The following is a 17,370-nucleotide window of genomic DNA, read 5'->3' on the forward strand; positions in this document are numbered from 1 at the left end:
ACAAGAAAAGCGCAAGCACCCGGCCTTAAGCGGGAAGAATAAGAAAGATTACAACGACAGCCACTGTAGGAAATTGGCCGTCTGCTCCAACTTTTGAAACTGTCTCTTGAAGATTTCAAAAAATGGGAGCCTCAAGACGATAACGTCTAGCGGCCTAACATCACTTTTTTGAAAAGATTTGCGTTTTTCCTGATGATAACTCTTTTCCCGTGAGAATAAAAACATAAGCGCAAGCGGCAACCATCTCGAAAAAACTGATTTTTTCTTTCGAATGCAGATATACTAATGAGCATTCCTTTTCCTGTCATTGCACCTGCACTGTTGGACATTCTGTCCGAAACATTCTAGAAATAATGTACTTACATGTGTAGTGCTGTATTTGTAGTCAACAACAGAAAGCGGGGGGGAAATCGTGCAATATTTTGATTATGCAGCTTCTTGTCCTCTGGATGAAGAAGCGGCCAAAGCATATGTAAAAGCTTCTGCCGAATTTTATGGCAATGCAAGCAGTCTTCATGACATTGGAGACAAAGCCAGACAGCTTTTGGAACATTGCCGGGGAGAATTTGCCCGATTGCTCCGTGTTCCTAAAGATGGCATTTATTTTACAAGTGGGGGGGCCGAAGGGAACTTCCTTGCGATTCAGGCCTTGCTATCGGCTTCTCCTAAAGAAGGAAAGCACATTGTGACCGGCATGGCCGAACATTCATCGGTTGCCAATACAATGAAACTATTAAAAAAATCCGGTTACGACATCACATTTTTGCCGCTTCAACCAGATGGGAAAATCAATCTAAGTGAATTCCAGAGCGCTCTACGTGATGACACGGTGCTTGTAAGCATCCAGCATGGAAATCCGGAGATCGGCACAATCCAGCCTATCAAGGAAATGGCCGCACTTTGCCGCAACAATGGCATTCTTGTCCATAGTGACTGTGTTCAAACGTTTGGCAAAGCAGAAATGTCAACCATTTCTCCTATGGTTGACAGCTTGACGATTTCAGGACACAAGTTTTATGGACCGAAAGGGATTGGCGTTACATACGTCAATCCATCGCTGACCTGGAAATCTTTTTTTCCTGGTACAACACACGAAAGCGGATTTCGTCCGGGAACCGTCAATGTTCCTGCGGTGGCGGCCATGTCTGTTGCGGCCAAAAGAGCAGTCGAACAACAAAGAATACGGGCAGAACACTTTACCCATGTAAAAGAAGCTTTTATTCAATCACTCTCGCCTGCTGAGTCTGCTTTCATCATTTACAATTCCGATTTGCCCTCAACGGTCGGAATGCGGGTAAAAGGGCTGGAAGGCCAATTTGTCATGCTGGAATGCAACCGCCGCGGCTTTGCAATCTCCACTGGCAGCGCCTGCTCCGTACATTTACAAACACCGTCCAAAACGATGACAGCCATGGGCATTACAGGAAAAGAAGCGAAAGAATTTATCCGTATTTCTTTCGGGCGGGAAACTACTGAGGAAGATGTCATACAGCTTGGGGAGACGCTTGTAAAAATAGCCAACCAATACTAGCCGGCTTTCGGATTTTTCCGGAACCGGTCTTTTCATTGCTGGTTTCTTATACTCTATAGCTGTTTTTCTGGGATTTCAGAAACATTCGCTCTTATTTTTTGCATTTCTTCTTATAAAATCGAACGCTTCTGGCTTTCAAATAACGATTTTAAATATATCTCCGTACAGAGAGATGAAACGCTATCCGAATTGGAAGCAGCCATGACGGAATAGCAGCATTGGATTCGAGATGTAAGAGCGTTTTTCCAAACAGCGAGCCCGGTATGTGATCAAGTAAAAAGACTCTTTTTGCTGATCCTACAAAAAGCAGAGGAATATTGTGGATAAGCCAAAATCAAGAAACTTCCCGTAAAGATAAACGATTATTCGAGGAATTAGAAAGAAACTGATTTTTCCATTCCAATCATTGCTGAAAAACCTATGGTGAGTTGAATATGGCTTTTTTAAGCGTTCATCTACTGTTACCTTTTGACAGTATGCTCAAAAAAATAGTCCAAAAGAAAAATCTGCCAATTCATACAATGAAACTGGCAGATTGTTAACATTTCAATATTTTATTCATTTGTTACTCCTCTACTTTGCTTAAACACCGCTCACACTCATTAAAATAGCATTCATGCATTTCTTGCATATCTTCTCCGCATTGGCAACATTGTTTGGCTGGAATGTTCCGGTAAAATTCGATTGGCATCATTGGACGTATCCTCCCTTTTCGTTGTTAAGCATATTGTATTATAACAGATTAAAAATGTCAACATCTGTTATATATCTGTAGTGATTTTTTGTGGAGACAAATGTTCCACTTGGTATGATCCGTTTTTCAGTTATGCATCATCGTTTATTATTTGACTGCGTCAGATAATAGGCTGGTACATAAGCAAATACGAAATAGCAAGGGGGCCACTTGGAAGCTGATTCATATTCGTAAAAAATCGCGTGAATAAAACGCGTGAAATCAAGGTTTTTAAACTTGATTCCATGCGGTTTATTTCATTTTTATAAGGTTTTGCCCCGGCACCTATTTGTGTTAAAAAGATCCCTAACATCGCTACGTCAACATATTTCGCTTTCCGCGGGATCTTCAGCTCGAGCTATTCCCGCAGGAGTCTACATATTGCGATTGGTTCACAACATTAGTAGGAGCCCTACTGAATGAAGTTTCACTTTATTGTACGTTTTTTCATTAGCTGATTTAGTTGTGTCCAGCCTCTCTGTTCGCTATCTACGCAGTAGTAATGGCAGACTTTCACCCTGAAGGTACTGTAAAAACAAAGCGCAATTTCCGGGCAAACCATTTACCTCTATTCGTTACCGATAAAGCGGCTGAGCATCCTACATTCTTAGAATGAAAGCTATTTATTGATTGCCTAACAATTGAGAAGTCGATGTTGTCAGGGGATTTCCGACGCCCCCTGACCGATTAGCGGCTCTTTTCTTTTTCCTCGCTCCCTTTCTTCCAAATGTCCCAAATCGCCTTGCCGTCACTATACTGACCTTCGCCATATTCGGTCGGCAGCAGGTCAAAGAAAATATAATAAACAGAAAAATAGACAAATTGATAAAAAAACATGTGCTTCGGCAAATATCCGGCGGAAATAGCCGAATTCACCAAAATAATGGATAACAGATTAAAAATGACTCCTCCGGCCCGAACAAGCGTCTGGGTAATCCGGTTGTTCACCTTTAAACCTTCGTAATAGCTGTAGCAATCAACGAAATATAACATCCGCATCTTAAAGATTCCCAAAGATAAGAGCAATCGGCCCTGCCCCAAGACAACTTTCGCTTTCCCGCCGAAAAGTAACGCGAAAAACAAGTGGCCCGCGGAATGGATGAATGCCACGAGCGGAAGCGTCAGGAAGAATGCCCAAACGAACGTAATCATGTCATTCCAAGTAAACATGAAAGGGTCTCCCCCATAAAAATAATCCGTGCAATCATCCCCTATCACAATCGGCCCAAGATTAAACGTAAAATGCATTTTTTTACAGAAAATGTCCATATTAACAAACATAGTCCATGTTGGCTGGAGGTACGCTCATTGAACTTCTTCAAAAAAAAGCAATTAATGAAAGCTAAACAATCAAAGGATGGGACAAAAAAGGAACAAGAGCTAGAGGTTTTCTCCAATAAAATAACGGAAAACAGAAAGCGTTTTGAACAATTATTTTACTATCCAACGAATAATGCCTTGAAATTCAGGGAGCTGTACATCTCGTCCATCAACCGGCATGCTCTCATTTTATTCGTTGCCGGAGCGGTTGATACGAAGATGATCGATCAGCAAATTATAAAGCCTCTTCTTGAACCACAATCACAATCTACTGTTCGGAATGAAATCAATATCGTAACGGATATTATGCATAATGTCCTGACGACTGCAAGCGGCAAAAAAATAACGAAAATTAAAGAAGCTGTTGAAAATATGTTGAATGGCAGCACTTTGATTTTGATAGATGGGCAAAGAGACGGAATCCTAATTGATACGAACGGTTTTGAAAGCCGTTCTGTAACGGAGCCGACAGCCGAAACCGTTGTGAAGGGGCCTAAAACGGCGTTTATCGAGTCCGCGCAAGTTAACCGTTCCCTTATTCGCCGGCAATTAAAAGATCATCACTTAATAACAGAAATTGTCACTGTAGGGACGAAGTCTCCCCAGCAAGTTTCGGTGCTATACATTCAAAACATCGTGGATAAAGAGCTTGTTGCCACGGTAAAAAAACGAATAGAGGAAGTTCAGCAGGATGCTATACTGGAAATTTCCATGCTGGAAGAAGTGATCGAAGAAAGGCCCAGCTCTTTATTTCCGTCATGCATGACGACAGAACGCCCTGATCGTGCCTGTTCTTTTTTACTCGAAGGACACGTCATTTTGCTGATGGATAACTCTCCCGTCGCATTGGTGACACCCATTACGTTTTGGTCATTGTTCCAAACGGCGGAAGATCAATTTTTGCGTATGCCTTACGGCAATTTTTCACGAATCATCCGCTTAATCGCCTTATTTATCGGCTTGTTGACTCCGGCTTTTTTTCTGGCAGTCACAACTTTTCATCCGGAAATGATTCCGACAGATCTTCTCCTTGCCATGGCTGGAACAAGAGAAAGGATCCCTTTTCCAACTCTTTGGGAGATTGTGCTGATGGAAATAACATTTGAAATTTTAAGAGAGGCCGGAATCAGGGTTCCCACCCCACTAGGCGCCACCATCGGAATTGTAGGTGCCTTAATTCTTGGCCAGGCAGCCGTAGAGGCGAATATTGTCAGTCCTATTATGGTCATTATTGTGTCGATTACAGGCCTGGCCTCTTTTGCCATTCCGGATATCGGCTTGAGTGTGATCGTCCGGATTCTTCGTTTCTGCCTGCTCTTTGCCGCCAATTTTCTTGGCTTCATCGGCATTGCTTTGGCATTGACAGCTATCATGGCCTATGCCGCTTCGCTTAAAGCTTTTGGTGTGCCATTCTTTTCGCCGCTTGCCCCTTATACTCCTTCATCAAAGGACTTGTTTTTGCGCCCGGTTTTAAAGAAACAGTGGCTGAGACCGCAAAACATGTCTCCGCAAAGAAAGATTAGAGCAGCGCCGAAAGGGGAGGCGAAAGAATGATCAAAGCTACCGATGGCAAGCTGGGGACGAGAGAATTGTTTTCCATTATTTTTTTGATGCTGGCCATTAAAGTAACGGACACAACCCCAAGCATTTTCCTAAACACTGGAATAAATGCTGGTTGGATGTTACCCATTTTTTCATTTCTTTTTTTTCTCATTCCCTTCCTTTTGTTATTGGGATTGTTTCGTAAGCATCAAGTCGGGCTGATTGAAATGGCCAATAAATTGACGGGAAAATTTTTTGGGGGCGTCATCACGTTTATATTTATCAGTTTATCTATGGCAACAACTGTAATAAACACCCGCAGTTATGCGGATATTGTCATTACCATGTATTATCCGCACACTTCGGTGTTTATGATCTTGCTGGTTGCGATGGCTACGTGCCTTCTTGTCGCCATCCGCGGCTTGGAAACAATTGGGAGTACAGCCTGGCTAATCACACCAGCTATCCTTGTTTCCGCTGTGCTTCTTATCATTTTTGTAACAAAAGATCTGGAACCGGGGTTTATTTTTCCAATTGCCGGCCCGGGGATGTGGGACCTTATAAAAGGGGGAATCAGCTACAGCTCGTTTTTGGGAGGGGATATTATTATCCTTTTCCTGCTTGCTCCCTTTGTGCGCACTTATAAATCTTTTCAAAAAGCATCCATTTGGAGCTTCAGTGTGAGTTCCGCAAAAATGGTTATTTTTATGGCGGCATTTATTATGATGTTTGACTACCCGTCAGTTGAAAGTATTGCTTATCCGTACCATCACCTGACTAGGTTGGCTGCTGTTGGAGCGTTGTCTAACCATGTGGAAGCTATTTTTCTGGGATTGTGGTTTATGGGGGCGGCTGTTCGTTTTGCCATTTATATTTATATTTGTGCATTTTTACTGGGCAAGTTGATCCGCTTCAACGAATTTGAACGGCTTTTGCTGCCATTAACAGGCCTGATCATTTCGTTGGCATTAATGCCAGACAATTATTTTCAAGGATTTGAAGCAAGGAAACTGTTATTAAAGATTGGTTCAGGCTTTTTCTTTTCTCTTCCCGTGCTTTTATGGGGAATTGACCGCTTTAAGGGGAGGAAGAAAAAATGAAGCGTTTTTTTCTGCTATTGTTTAGCGCCTTTTCGATTATATTTTTGACAACGGGCTGTGGAGATAAAGAAGAACTGGAAAGGCAGGCCTTTGTCATCGCACTGGGGCTGGACAAAGATGAAAAGGATCACTTGATATCGGTCACCTTTCAGGTTGCCAATCCTCAAGTAAATACCTCAAAAGCCGCGGAAGCACAAAACGAACAGCCGTCTAATATTATATCTGTTTCAGCTCCAGATATATTTTCTGCAAAAGAGCTTACCCAGTCTTCCCTATCCAGAAAAGTTACCTTTGCCCATTTACGGACTATTATTATCGGGGAAGAGTTGGCAAAAACCGATGAATTTCGCCACATCATTGATTCTGCTGTTATTGACCCAGAACTGCGGCGGGAAAGTATTATGATCGTATCGCAAGAAAAGGCGAGTGATTATATTCATAAAAACAAGCCGGCGCTGGAAAGCAGCCCGCATAAATATTATGAATTCATGGAGGAAAGATGGGACAGTACAGGGCTTGTTTCAAAATCCAATTTAAATAACTTTTACCATCGGTCGGAAGGAGAGCTAGCCTTGATCATCTATGCCACAACCAAAAGAAATGAGACCGTTCATACAGATGAAGATACGTATAAGGCCGGGCAAGTTCCTCAAAAAGCCGGGGACCCTGTCCAGATGATCGGTTCTGCCGTCATGCAAAACAGAAAAATGATCGGTACCCTAAACGGGGAGGAGACAAGGATGGCTTTGCTAATAAAGCGGAAATCACCGATAAACTCGTTTGTTGCTTCGTTTATAGACCCTTTAAATGAGAAGTTCAGAATCTCGGCAAGGGTCATAAAGGACGGGCATACAAAAATTAACGTATCTCCTAATCAAGACCCCTTGAAAGTTGCTGTTTCTGTTCCAATCAAATTACAAGTTAGGTCCAACCCCGGGCTCACCAACTATACGACAAATGAAAAGAACCAAACCATTTTAAAAAAGTCGATAGAAAAGCAGTTGGAAAAAGATGCGCTGAAACTGATCAAAAAAACCAAAGTGGAATATAAAGGGGAACCGTTCGCTTGGCACATTAATGCAAGAAAACATTTTTGGACAATGAAAGATTTTCAAAAATATGATTGGGAGAAGCACTATCAGCATGCAAAAGTCGATGTGCGCTTTAAAGTAACGATCGAAAACTTTGGGGCGCAAATCAAGCCGATCCCGATAAAACCGTCAGAAAAGGACTGATCGCCCGTGCAATTTTTGTTCATTGGCATCCTTACCTTATTTTTAATGTATTACACATGGGGATTGACCAAGCATGCTTGGAAAGAGGGAAATAAATTTGGAGCGGCTATCATGGCAATCATGACTGCCGCTTTCCCGATCCTTTTTTATTTTAGCGGTTGGAAATAAAGTGAAACTTCATTCAGTAGGGCTCCTACTGAATGTTAGTTGAACCAATCGGGCATTTAGGTGCCGTTTTCTCACACTTGGACCTTTTGTATTTACTCAAGATTTTGATGTGGGAGGCTTACGGCACCTTACATGCGGGATAAAGTGAAACTTCATTCAGTAGGAGGTTTCTTCGATCTCCTACTGAATGTTAGTTGAACCAATCGGGCATTTAGGTGCCGTTTTCTCACACTTAGACCTTTTGTATTCACTCAAGATTTTGATGTGGGAGCCTTACGGCACCTTACATGCGGGATAAAGTGAAACTTCATTCAGTAGGAGGGTTCTTCATCTCCTACTGAATGTTAGTTGAACCAATCGGGCATTTTAGGTGCCGTTTTCTCCCATTTAGACCTTTTGTATTTACTCAAGATTTTGATGTGGGAGCCTTATGGCACCTTACATGCGGGATAAAGTGAAACTTCATTCAGTAGGAGGGTTCTTCATCTCCTACTGAATGTTAGTTGAACCAATCGGGCATTTAGGTGCCGTTTTCTCACACTTAGACCTTTTGTATTCACTCAAGATTTTGATGTGGGAGCTTACGGCACCTTACATGCGGGATAAAGTGAAACTTCATTCAGGAGGAGGGTTCTTCATCTCCTACTGAATGTTAGTTGAACCAATCGGGCATTTAGGTGCCGTTTTCTCACACTTAGACCTTTTGTATTCACTCAAGATTTTGATGTGGGAGTCTACGGCACCTTACATGCGGGATAAAAGCGAGTCCCGGCATTACTTTTTATATCGTTTATGAATATTGTTCTTTTTATATGTTGGTCTTGTGAATTCGGCTACTTCCATCGATAGAGCAAAGTATCTTTTTTCAAATAAAGCGGCGAAATGATCTTCGATAACAGCAAATAGTTTGTCACAGGCAGCAACAAGCCGCTCTTCGGAGCGGCCTCCGCCAATTTTAAGTGTGACATGTACGAAAGCATCGTTTTCGGTTCCATCCGCAACGACATAATCCTTCAGCTCGACAGCCCTTGTTCGAATCCCCCCGATCGGGAATAAACCGTCATTTTTGAGAAGAGACTGATTGATTTTTTCCAGAAGTTCGCCAATATGCCCTTCTCCTTTTATATTGTCCGTATACTCCACTATGACGTGAGGCATGAAACCCTCCTCCTTTACAGTAAAGAAAACTTGCCTAGTTGCACTTATACTTAAAGCGAGTTACGCTTTCATTCCGTAGAATAAACTTCCAGCCAATTAACGTTTTGAAAAAACTTCATCACCAACAATGTTATTGACGAGCCTGCCCAGCCCCTCAATCTCGGTTGCGACTTCATCTCCCGGAACAACATCGACGGTTCCTTTAGGCGTACCTGTCAGGATCAGATCATTTTCATCAAGTGTCATAAAGCTGCTCAAGTATTCAATTAGAAACGGAATGTCAAAAACCATGTCCTTCGTTGATCCTTCCTGTTTGAGTTCTCCGTTTACATATGTACGGAGCGCAAGGTTCATCGGGTCTGGAATGGCCGAAGCTTCGACAAACCACGGGCCAATAGGCGTGCACGTATCACGGTTTTTCACCCGTAAATTGGGACGATAATAGTTTTCCAGGTAATCACGCAAGGCATAGTCGTTCGCAATCGTATAGCCTTTGACGTATTGATAGGCATCTTCACGCTTTACATGCTTTGCTTTTTTCCCGATAATAACGACCAACTCGCACTCATAGTGCATAAACGTAACATCTTGTGGACGGCGTGTTTGAGCGTTATGGCCAACAAATGTATTCGGTCCCTTTAAAAAGACGAGCGGTTCTTCCGGAGCTTTAAAATCAAGCTCGCTGGCATGGTCGGAATAGTTCAGGCCAAGGGCAAATACAGTTCGCGGTTCAACCGGGGGCAGCCAAACAACCTCATTATGGGAAACAAGGCGGCCGTCCAATAATTCTAGCTCGCCATTTTTTTCAGCCGCTTCATGGACAGCGCCAAAGCACGCCACTCTAGCTTTCCTCATTTCGACTCTCCCCTCTGTTCCGGAGCAATGGTATTTTCCAAGGCGCCGATTCTCGAAATCTCAATGCGGACATGGTCGCCTTTTCCGACAAGTGGTGCTCCTTCCGGAACTCCGGCAAGCAATACATCTCCCCGATTCAGCGTCATAAAGTCCGTAACATCTTCGATTAATGTTGGAATCGATCTGATCATGTTTCTCGTGTTATTTTCTTGCTTTAACTCGCCATTTATATAAACACGAATGTTGAGCTGCCCGGGGTCAACAATATCATCCTTGGAAACAATCCATGGACCAATCGGGCAAAATCCATCCCGTGCTTTTTGCTTAATCGCCGGGCGATATACACTTTCATGCGGAATGCTGACATCATTAGCGATCGTGTAGCCTTCAATATAGTCCCATGCATGCTCCGCCTTGACGTGGGTCGCCGTTTTTCCGATTACAACAGCAAGCGCTGCACCCATTTCAAGGCGTTCTTCTCCGGCAGGAAGCGGAATCGGGCAGTTACATCCCGTTAATGTATTGGCAGGTTTGATATAAAGGATCGGTGCTTTTGGTGGCTGTTTGTAAGGCGGTTGATGAAATTGTTCCCGAAATTTATCGTACTGGCCTTGATAGTTTAACAAAACGCCATAAACTGTACCACTGACAGGCGGGTTCCAGGTAATGTCTGAAATCGGCTGCTGGTCACCATGTAGTTCTACCACAAATTCGTCCAAATTAGCCCGCACATCATCCCAAGCACCAAGCCCCCGAAGGCTGGCTTTTACAAGACTCATGTTCTCACTCCTCTTTTCTGGCCTTGATTATTTCCCTTAACGTTATGCCGCGCACTTTAGCGAAGTACTCATACATTAGGTAAAATACGAATCGGATTTGAAGAATACTCGCGAGAATTTACAAATACTCGCCACATCCGCAGACTACTATCCAGTTCAAACAAAATACTCGCTACTAAGAAATATCCCGTCCGTTTCCGGAACGGGCGGGATTTCCGTTATATGACTTTTTTATACTTTCCTTCAAAGAATCCGAGCGGCTCTCCGTCCTGGACGCGCAAATCCGTCACCTCGCCGATATAGAGTGTATGGTCTCCGGCGATCATCGATTGATGGACGTCGCATGTCAGATTCACCAATGCGTCCGGAATGACCGGCATATCGTTAAATGTGTCAAATGAGATCTTCCGTTCTTCTTTGATTTGGCCTGCGAAGTAGGCAGACATGTCTTGCTGACGCTCATTCAGAACACTTACGGCGAACGTTCCGGACTCTTTAATGAGGCGGTTCATGTTTGCTTTTTCGCCAATGGAAATAAGGACAAGCTTTGGATTTAGCGAAACAGACATGAAGGCATTCGCTGTCATTCCATGAACCGCTTCGCCTACCTTTGTCGTAATAACGGTCACCCCTGTCGCAAATTTCCCCATCGCTGTTCTAAACAGACGATCATCCACGTTCACTCCCCCTTTTTCTTTACTCCCATATACATCTTTTTTATATGATAAATTCAGGCTTGCGCTTTTCAAGTTTCGGCTCTTTTGTCGGCACTTCTGCTCCACTTATTACGTCCAGAACAGTTGATGCTTCGTTGAACCAACAGTCAGGCGCCGCATGTCCCCAAAATGTTTGACGCATCGGATCGTCAACATCCCAGCGAATCGGCTTGAAGTCAGGGTCACTCGTCAAATAGTCGCCGCTGTATAACTCAATGCGATGGCCATCCGGATCCCTCAAATAGAGAAAGAAGGCATTGGATAAACCGTGGCGGCCCGGGCCCCTTTCAATGCTTTTGCTATAGCCGGAAGCGGCGAGGACGTCGCAAGCATGGATGAGCGCCAACGGATCGGGAAGCCAGAAGCCGATATGATGAACACGTGGGCCAACTCCGTTCATAAATGCTTGATCGTGAACCGTTTGCTTTCTGTGAAGCCAAGTCGCCCATACTTCCCCTTTTTTCGTATCTGTATATTCGGAGCAAGCAAATCCTAGTTCGTTCATATAGAAATGTTGGGCTTTTTCGACATCTTCGACCATGCAGTTAAAATGATCAATTCGTTGAATACGAGCCCCCCTGTACAGGTCGTACCGTTGCAACAGGCGCTCGACATGATCCATCTTGGCAAAAAACTCAAGCGGAAGTCCCGATAAGTCTTGGACCCGGAGGGTGCGGCCAAGCCCAAGCTGTTTTCCTTCCGCGATCCACTTTGTTTTATATCCCTTCTCTGTAAAAAATTCGGCAATGACATCCAGTTCAGCATCTGATGCCACTTTGTAGCTTAGTGCCTCTACCGCGGGCTTCACGGCTTTTTTCAAATGGATACTGTGGTGATTATGTTCTTCAAGTCCTCGTAAATAAAGATTCTCGGAATCTGCTTCCGTTTCAATAAATCCCAATGTATCCACATAAAATTTTCTTGATGCCTCCAGATTCGTAACGTGTAAAACAACTCTTGCACAGCGAACGATATTAAAGTTCACGATGGTTCCCCCTTATGCATTTATAAAATGAGGTTTGGCCGATTTCTCTTTTTTTAGGAAGTCCGTTACAAATTCTTTATATGGTTCTTTTTCATATCCGCTAAAATAAGTCATGCCCATTCGGATGGGATCTCCAAAGAAGTAGTATTCATAGTGTGTTTGCCTTGCACCGAACGCACTCAAAGTCAAGTCCCAGGCCAGCCTGAACAATTGTACACGCTCATAGCCATTCAAGTGCTTGCCTTGAAGTCCACGATCAAGTATGGGACCAATTTCTTCATGATTGAAGTCATCTTGCGTTGGAATGCCCATCAAGCCGGAAGCCCCCAAGATACGGACAATTTCCACAAGACGCGGGTAAATGCGCGGATACCAGTTGCGTGCCGCGTCAAGAGCTGCAAAATCTGGTGTCATGACTCCCCATTTATCAATTTTGGCATTATGTTCTGCTTTGTACATATGAGAGCGCATCGTTTCAAGAACGAGCATGATTTCTGTGCCTTTATCCTGGACATGCTGGAATTGATCAATCCCGATTGCATCCATGATGCTCAATGCGACACCGAGAATGAATTCTGTTTTGACAATATTTTTAGAAACAACCTGGTGTGACATGTGAACAACGGCATTTGTTTCTTTAAATGTCCGATTGCAGATCGCGGAATTGCCGCAAACGAAGACACGATCCCAAGGTACAAATACATGTTCAAACGATACAACCGCATCTCCTTCTTCAAAACGGGATGAAAGCGGATGATCCCAAGTGCTTTTACCATAATCAAATGCTTCACGGCTAAGGAATTTCAGGCCGGGCGTATTATTCGGGATGGCGAAAGCCAGTGAGTACGGATCATCTTGGGCTCCGGATTTGTTGACTGTAGAGGGGAAGACGATAATTTCATCTGTAATGGCGCCCTGTGTCGCGAGCAATCGTATACCATCAACGATAATGCCGTCACTCTTTTTCTCCACAAGATGCAATGCGACATTTGCGTCTTTTTGCTCAGCCTGGGCTTTGGCGCGGTTCACTTGCGGATGAATGAGCGTATGCGTCAGGCTAAGGTCGTTTTCGCGGGCGTATTCATAATATTTTCTCGCATTATCGGCAAAGGCCGGGTCCCCTTCCGCAAAAAACTCGCTCGCCGCACCGGCCGCCATAACTTCGGCATTCATATAATCCGGAGAGCGGCCCATCATGCCGCCGGAAGTACGCGCCCATTCCTGGATCGCTTCCCGGCGTGCGATGATATCATCAATTGTTTCCGGCACTTTAAACGTCATGCCCACTTGATTTCCCGTTGTCGGAGATGTATAAAGCATTTTTTCAGGCTTTTCATATTGAAGATCGTACAAATAAGCCATCGATTGCACTACATTTTTAAATGCTGGATGCTCCGTCACATCATCCACTCTCTCCCCGTGAATGTATACGTTGTTGTTTGCCTTCTTCAGTCGTTCGATATATTCTTTGCCTGTTTTAGCTGGCATAGGACTTCACGCTCCTTCATTCTATTTTCCAAATTGGGGAATACGATGGTCGCCGATGGCAACATGTATTACTTTTGGTTCTGTGTAAAATTCCAGAATGGCGTAATGTCCGCCTTCACGGCCAATTCCGCTTGCTTTCATGCCGCCGAACGGAATTCTGAGATCCCGGACGTTTTGCGCATTAATCCAAAGCATTCCGGCTTCTACTGCCTGGGCGACACGGTGGCCGCGTTTTATGTCATTTGTCCACACATAACCGGCAAGTCCGTATTTAACATCGTTGGCATAGGCAATGACTTCTTCTTCTGTTTCAAACTCTATAACCGCCATAACCGGCCCGAAAATTTCTTCTTGGGCAATTTTCATGTCGTTCGTGGCATTGAGCAGTAGTGTAGCAGGCACATAATTTCCTGTTTTCAGCTCCTCTGGAACCGTTCCTTGAAAGACCTCGCAGCCTTCTTCCTTGGCAATTTCAATATAGCCTGTTACCTTTTCAAAATGGCCTTTGTCGATAAGCGGCCCCAACTGCGTGGCAGGATCCATCGGATCACCAATCTTAATATTTTGAACCCTTTCTTTTAGCGCTTTGACGAATGTATCTTTAATGTTCTTATGAAGGAACACTCTCGAATTCGCCGTACAGCGCTCACCGTTAAAGGAGAAAATGCCCCAGACGGCCGCATCCAGAGCACGGTCAACGTCAGCATCGTCAAAAACGATGAGCGGAGACTTTCCACCCAGTTCCATGGAAGTCTTTTTCAATGTATCCGCAGCGTTTTTAATAATCGCTGAGCCAGTTACCGTTTCCCCCGTAAAAGAAATCGCTTCCACATCAGGATGTGCTACGAGCGTGGCTCCCGCTGTTTCCCCGAACCCATGCACGATGTTAAAAACACCTTCCGGAAGCTCCGCCTTATGAATGATTTCTGCCAGTTTATTCGCTGTAAGCGGTGACAATTCCGCCGGTTTTAAAATAACGGTATTACCTGTTGCGAGTGCCGGCGCCACTTTCCACGTTGTGAGCATGAACGGAGCATTCCACGGAGTAATTAATCCGACTGGACCGAGCGGACTGTAAACGGTATAGTTGACAAATTCGTTGTCTTGCATATAGGCTTCGCCGTGCATTCTCGTTTGCACCATGCGCGAGTAGAATCTAAAGTTCTCTGCCGCACGCGCCGCCATATTCCTCGTCTGCGCAATGGGCAGTCCCGTATCAAGTGATTCGAGGTATGAAAGCTCTTCTGCTTCTTCGTCGATCAGGTCGGCGATTCGTTCAATATATTTCATGCGCTCGGAAACTTTCATTTTTCCCCAAGGCCCTTCTTTAAATGCTTTTTTTGCCGCAGCCACCGCCTTGTCGATCTCCATCTTGCTTCCTTTGGAAACATGGTTGATCACTTCATTCGTGAATGGACTGTGATTGACAAACCGGGCACCGCTCTCAGACTCAACAAATCTTCCATTGATATATTGTTGAATATCAGGCTGTTTTGTATGTTTTCGGATAGCTGATTGTTCCGCTGTTTTTTGTTCCAACATGTTCACCTTCCTTAATGATGATTTAAGCTTGAGGGAACTTCCCTCCCAACTTAGGCATTGATTTCGTCTTTTAGGGAAATCCCGTAGTTTTTCAACACTTGGCGAATTTCTTTTTGCAACTCTTCAGAAGGAAGGGCCATTGGCTTGCGCAACACCGGCTTGATTTTACCCATCATGCCAAGTGCCGCTTTCGCCGGAGCCGGATTCGTATCTTTGAACAGAACGTCATTTAGCTCCATCATTTCAAAGTGCATGTCTTGCGCGCGTTGAACATCGCCTGCTGTCCACGCGTTGTAAATTTCAGCGACCTGCTTCGGTGCTACGTTGGATGTGGCGCTAATGTGGCCCGCACCGCCGATGGCCAGCATTGGATAGCAAAGCAGTTCAATTCCCGAATATAAGTTAAAATGACGTCCCGCTCTTAATAAAACACGGTTAACGTGTTCAAAGTCTTTGTTTGATTCTTTAATGCCGATAATATTCGGGCAATCTTCCGCGAGGCGCGCAATTGTTTGCACTTCAAGGTTGACTGCCGTTCTGCCCGGAATGTTGTACAAAATAATTGGAATATCCACGGAATCGGCGATTGTTTTGAAATGATTATAAAGCGCCTGCTGATTCGGACGGTTGTAATATGGCACAATGACAAGCGCTCCGTCCGCCCCCATTTCCTGTGCCGCTTTTGTCAGTTTCAATGCCTCATTATGATTGACGGAACCCGTCCCCGGAACGAATGGAACCCTCCCTGCAACCGCTTTTTTTGCGGTCTCCATAACGGTCAGGCGTTCTTCCACCGTCAATGAGCTGGGCTCCCCGCTCGTTCCCGTCACGGAAATGCCGTGGCTGCCATTTTCAATCTGCCAATCAATCAAACTTTTAAACGTTTCCAAATCAAGACTTTCATCTTCATTAAACGGAGTTACGACCGGAGCCATGGAACCTCTTAATCTTAACCTCGCTTCTTCAAACGACATTTTGTCACCCTCCTGTTATGTTAATCCCTTTAAAATTTTCTGAACAATTAAATCATATATGATTTCATATATTTTGTCAATCCCCTGATCCTTCGTGTTGTTGTTAGCGCTTTCACATTCGTGCCGACAAGCTTCATTAAACCCTTTAGACGCAACCGGCTGCTTAGTTGCGCTTGTTCCTGAAACACGAGCATTTCACGACTCAAGACGAACGTGGAAAAAAAGAGCATTCCATGCTCTTTAGTTCTCACCAGTCGATTCCATCCTCAGCGAACGTCGTCTTTCGAAATCGTCCGCTGTCTTAAATTTATGTTCACGGACAAACATTTCCAATTCCTTTAAATCGGATTTTTTCTCTAATAAAAAGATGATTCTTTCATGTTCCTCGATTGACTCTTTTACCCGAACCGAATACAGTGTTGAACCAATTCCCCTAATGGAGTCGAGCTTTTTCCAAATCCCGGCAATCGTATCGTATAATATTTTGCTTTGGCATTCCCGGGTGATCAACTGGTGAAACTCTGCATTCAGCTTGGCAAATAAGTGGATATCGAAATATTCAAGCGCCTCCTTCATTCGCTCATTTAATTCTTTTAACTTCATGATTTTGGCAGCTGAAATATAGGGGGCACTTAATGCCGCAGCGTACCCTTCAAGCACGCCAAGAATCTTTAGGTTATCGTAATATTCAGACTCATTTATTGGCGCAACGACTGGACCCACATTGTGTTTGTACTCGATCAGCCCTTCCGCTTCCAGTTGACGGATCGCCTCCCTAATTGGTATGGAGCTTGTCGCAAGTTCTCTTGACAGTTGATCAATGACAATCCTTTGACCCGGCGCATACACCTTTTCCACAATTCTCGCTTTAATGATTCGATAGGCTCTTTGTTGTTTATTTTCTTTTTTCATCATACTTTTATCATATTTAAAATCATATATGATGTCAATTAGAAAGTGGAAGCACTTTGAAAACTTCCCTTTCATGTATCATGCCCTGACTATGAATTTTTACTTGAAACGTTGTGTTTATCGGAATTTCGGAATAAACAATTGATTCTCTTCCAAGTGTTACCCTTTCTCCAAGCCCCAAGGCGTCACTATTTGCGTCTTGCAAACTATCCAGCGCGTTTTTTGCCAATTCATTGAGTTCTTTTTCCCTTTTAAAGATGTGGGATGTTGTAATGATACTGTTAAAAGACGCACTTCAAATTGTAAAAGGTTCAAATATCGGACAACCATCC

16 protein-coding genes are annotated in these 17,370 nt (G+C 44.0%); 4 read left to right on the forward strand and 12 right to left on the reverse strand.

What is annotated here, in order from left to right:
- Nucleotides 1–412 precede the first annotated feature (412 nt).
- Nucleotides 413–1,531 (forward strand): IscS subfamily cysteine desulfurase, encoded by a 1,119-nt coding sequence (locus MHB50_RS17980; RefSeq protein WP_340084407.1) that lies wholly within the window; start codon nt 413–415, stop codon nt 1,529–1,531.
- Nucleotides 1,532–2,096: 565 nt separating this feature from the next.
- Here MHB50_RS17980 and yhfH read toward each other — a convergent pair.
- Entirely contained in the window at nt 2,097–2,225 is a 129-nt protein-coding gene (yhfH, locus tag MHB50_RS17985) for a protein YhfH (RefSeq protein ID WP_077113204.1), read from the reverse strand.
- Between the two features lie 726 nt (nt 2,226–2,951).
- Nucleotides 2,952–3,434, reverse strand: coding sequence for a hypothetical protein (locus MHB50_RS17990; RefSeq protein ID WP_077113203.1), 483 nt, complete (start codon nt 3,432–3,434; stop codon nt 2,952–2,954).
- A gap of 138 nt (nt 3,435–3,572) precedes the next feature.
- On the opposite strand from MHB50_RS17990, the gene MHB50_RS17995 reads away from it, so the two are divergent.
- The 3 genes from MHB50_RS17995 to MHB50_RS18005 are packed head-to-tail and all read left to right on the forward strand — an operon-like array spanning nt 3,573 to nt 7,461.
- The gene (locus MHB50_RS17995; protein WP_236017178.1) at nt 3,573–5,138 is read left to right on the forward strand and encodes a spore germination protein; all 1,566 of its coding nucleotides are present in this window, start codon (nt 3,573–3,575) and stop codon (nt 5,136–5,138) included.
- Nucleotides 5,135–6,226 (forward strand): GerAB/ArcD/ProY family transporter, encoded by a 1,092-nt coding sequence (locus tag MHB50_RS18000; protein ID WP_340084408.1) that lies wholly within the window; start codon nt 5,135–5,137, stop codon nt 6,224–6,226. The genes MHB50_RS17995 and MHB50_RS18000 overlap by 4 nt, the downstream gene beginning before the upstream one ends.
- Nucleotides 6,223–7,461, forward strand: coding sequence for a Ger(x)C family spore germination protein (locus MHB50_RS18005; protein ID WP_077113201.1), 1,239 nt, complete (start codon nt 6,223–6,225; stop codon nt 7,459–7,461). Before MHB50_RS18000 ends, MHB50_RS18005 begins: the two co-directional genes overlap by 4 nt.
- A 942-nt stretch (nt 7,462–8,403) precedes the next feature.
- On the opposite strand, the gene MHB50_RS18010 is transcribed toward MHB50_RS18005, so the two are convergent.
- From MHB50_RS18010 to MHB50_RS18055, 10 genes are all read right to left on the reverse strand, one after another.
- Nucleotides 8,404–8,787: a 5-carboxymethyl-2-hydroxymuconate Delta-isomerase gene (locus MHB50_RS18010; RefSeq protein WP_077114552.1), complete on the reverse strand. Its 384-nt coding sequence runs from the start codon at nt 8,785–8,787 to the stop codon at nt 8,404–8,406.
- Nucleotides 8,788–8,883: 96 nt separating this feature from the next.
- Nucleotides 8,884–9,642: a fumarylacetoacetate hydrolase family protein gene (locus tag MHB50_RS18015; protein WP_077114550.1), complete on the reverse strand. Its 759-nt coding sequence runs from the start codon at nt 9,640–9,642 to the stop codon at nt 8,884–8,886.
- Nucleotides 9,639–10,421: a fumarylacetoacetate hydrolase family protein gene (locus MHB50_RS18020; RefSeq protein ID WP_077114548.1), complete on the reverse strand. Its 783-nt coding sequence runs from the start codon at nt 10,419–10,421 to the stop codon at nt 9,639–9,641. The genes MHB50_RS18015 and MHB50_RS18020 overlap by 4 nt, the downstream gene beginning before the upstream one ends.
- Nucleotides 10,422–10,639: 218 nt before the next feature.
- Entirely contained in the window at nt 10,640–11,098 is a 459-nt protein-coding gene (locus MHB50_RS18025) for a flavin reductase family protein (protein WP_077114567.1), read from the reverse strand.
- A 40-nt stretch (nt 11,099–11,138) separates the two neighbouring features.
- Entirely contained in the window at nt 11,139–12,122 is a 984-nt protein-coding gene (hpaD, locus tag MHB50_RS18030; protein WP_077114546.1) for a 3,4-dihydroxyphenylacetate 2,3-dioxygenase, read from the reverse strand.
- A 12-nt stretch (nt 12,123–12,134) separates the two neighbouring features.
- Nucleotides 12,135–13,610: a 4-hydroxyphenylacetate 3-monooxygenase, oxygenase component gene (gene hpaB, locus MHB50_RS18035; RefSeq protein ID WP_077114544.1), complete on the reverse strand. Its 1,476-nt coding sequence runs from the start codon at nt 13,608–13,610 to the stop codon at nt 12,135–12,137.
- Between the two features lie 21 nt (nt 13,611–13,631).
- A complete protein-coding gene (hpaE, locus tag MHB50_RS18040; protein WP_077114542.1) occupies nt 13,632–15,152 on the reverse strand; it encodes a 5-carboxymethyl-2-hydroxymuconate semialdehyde dehydrogenase in 1,521 nt (506 codons plus the stop codon).
- A gap of 50 nt (nt 15,153–15,202) precedes the next feature.
- Nucleotides 15,203–16,126: a 2,4-dihydroxyhept-2-ene-1,7-dioic acid aldolase gene (hpaI, locus tag MHB50_RS18045; protein WP_077114540.1), complete on the reverse strand. Its 924-nt coding sequence runs from the start codon at nt 16,124–16,126 to the stop codon at nt 15,203–15,205.
- A gap of 47 nt (nt 16,127–16,173) precedes the next feature.
- Nucleotides 16,174–16,377 (reverse strand): hypothetical protein, encoded by a 204-nt coding sequence (locus tag MHB50_RS18050; protein WP_077114538.1) that lies wholly within the window; start codon nt 16,375–16,377, stop codon nt 16,174–16,176.
- Nucleotides 16,367–17,113: a GntR family transcriptional regulator gene (locus MHB50_RS18055; protein ID WP_340084410.1), complete on the reverse strand. Its 747-nt coding sequence runs from the start codon at nt 17,111–17,113 to the stop codon at nt 16,367–16,369. Before MHB50_RS18055 ends, MHB50_RS18050 begins: the two co-directional genes overlap by 11 nt.
- Nucleotides 17,114–17,370: the final 257 nt, after the last annotated feature.

It is taken from the genome of Siminovitchia sp. FSL H7-0308, from assembly GCF_037980985.1.
Lineage (GTDB): Bacteria > Bacillota > Bacilli > Bacillales > Bacillaceae_C > Siminovitchia > Siminovitchia thermophila.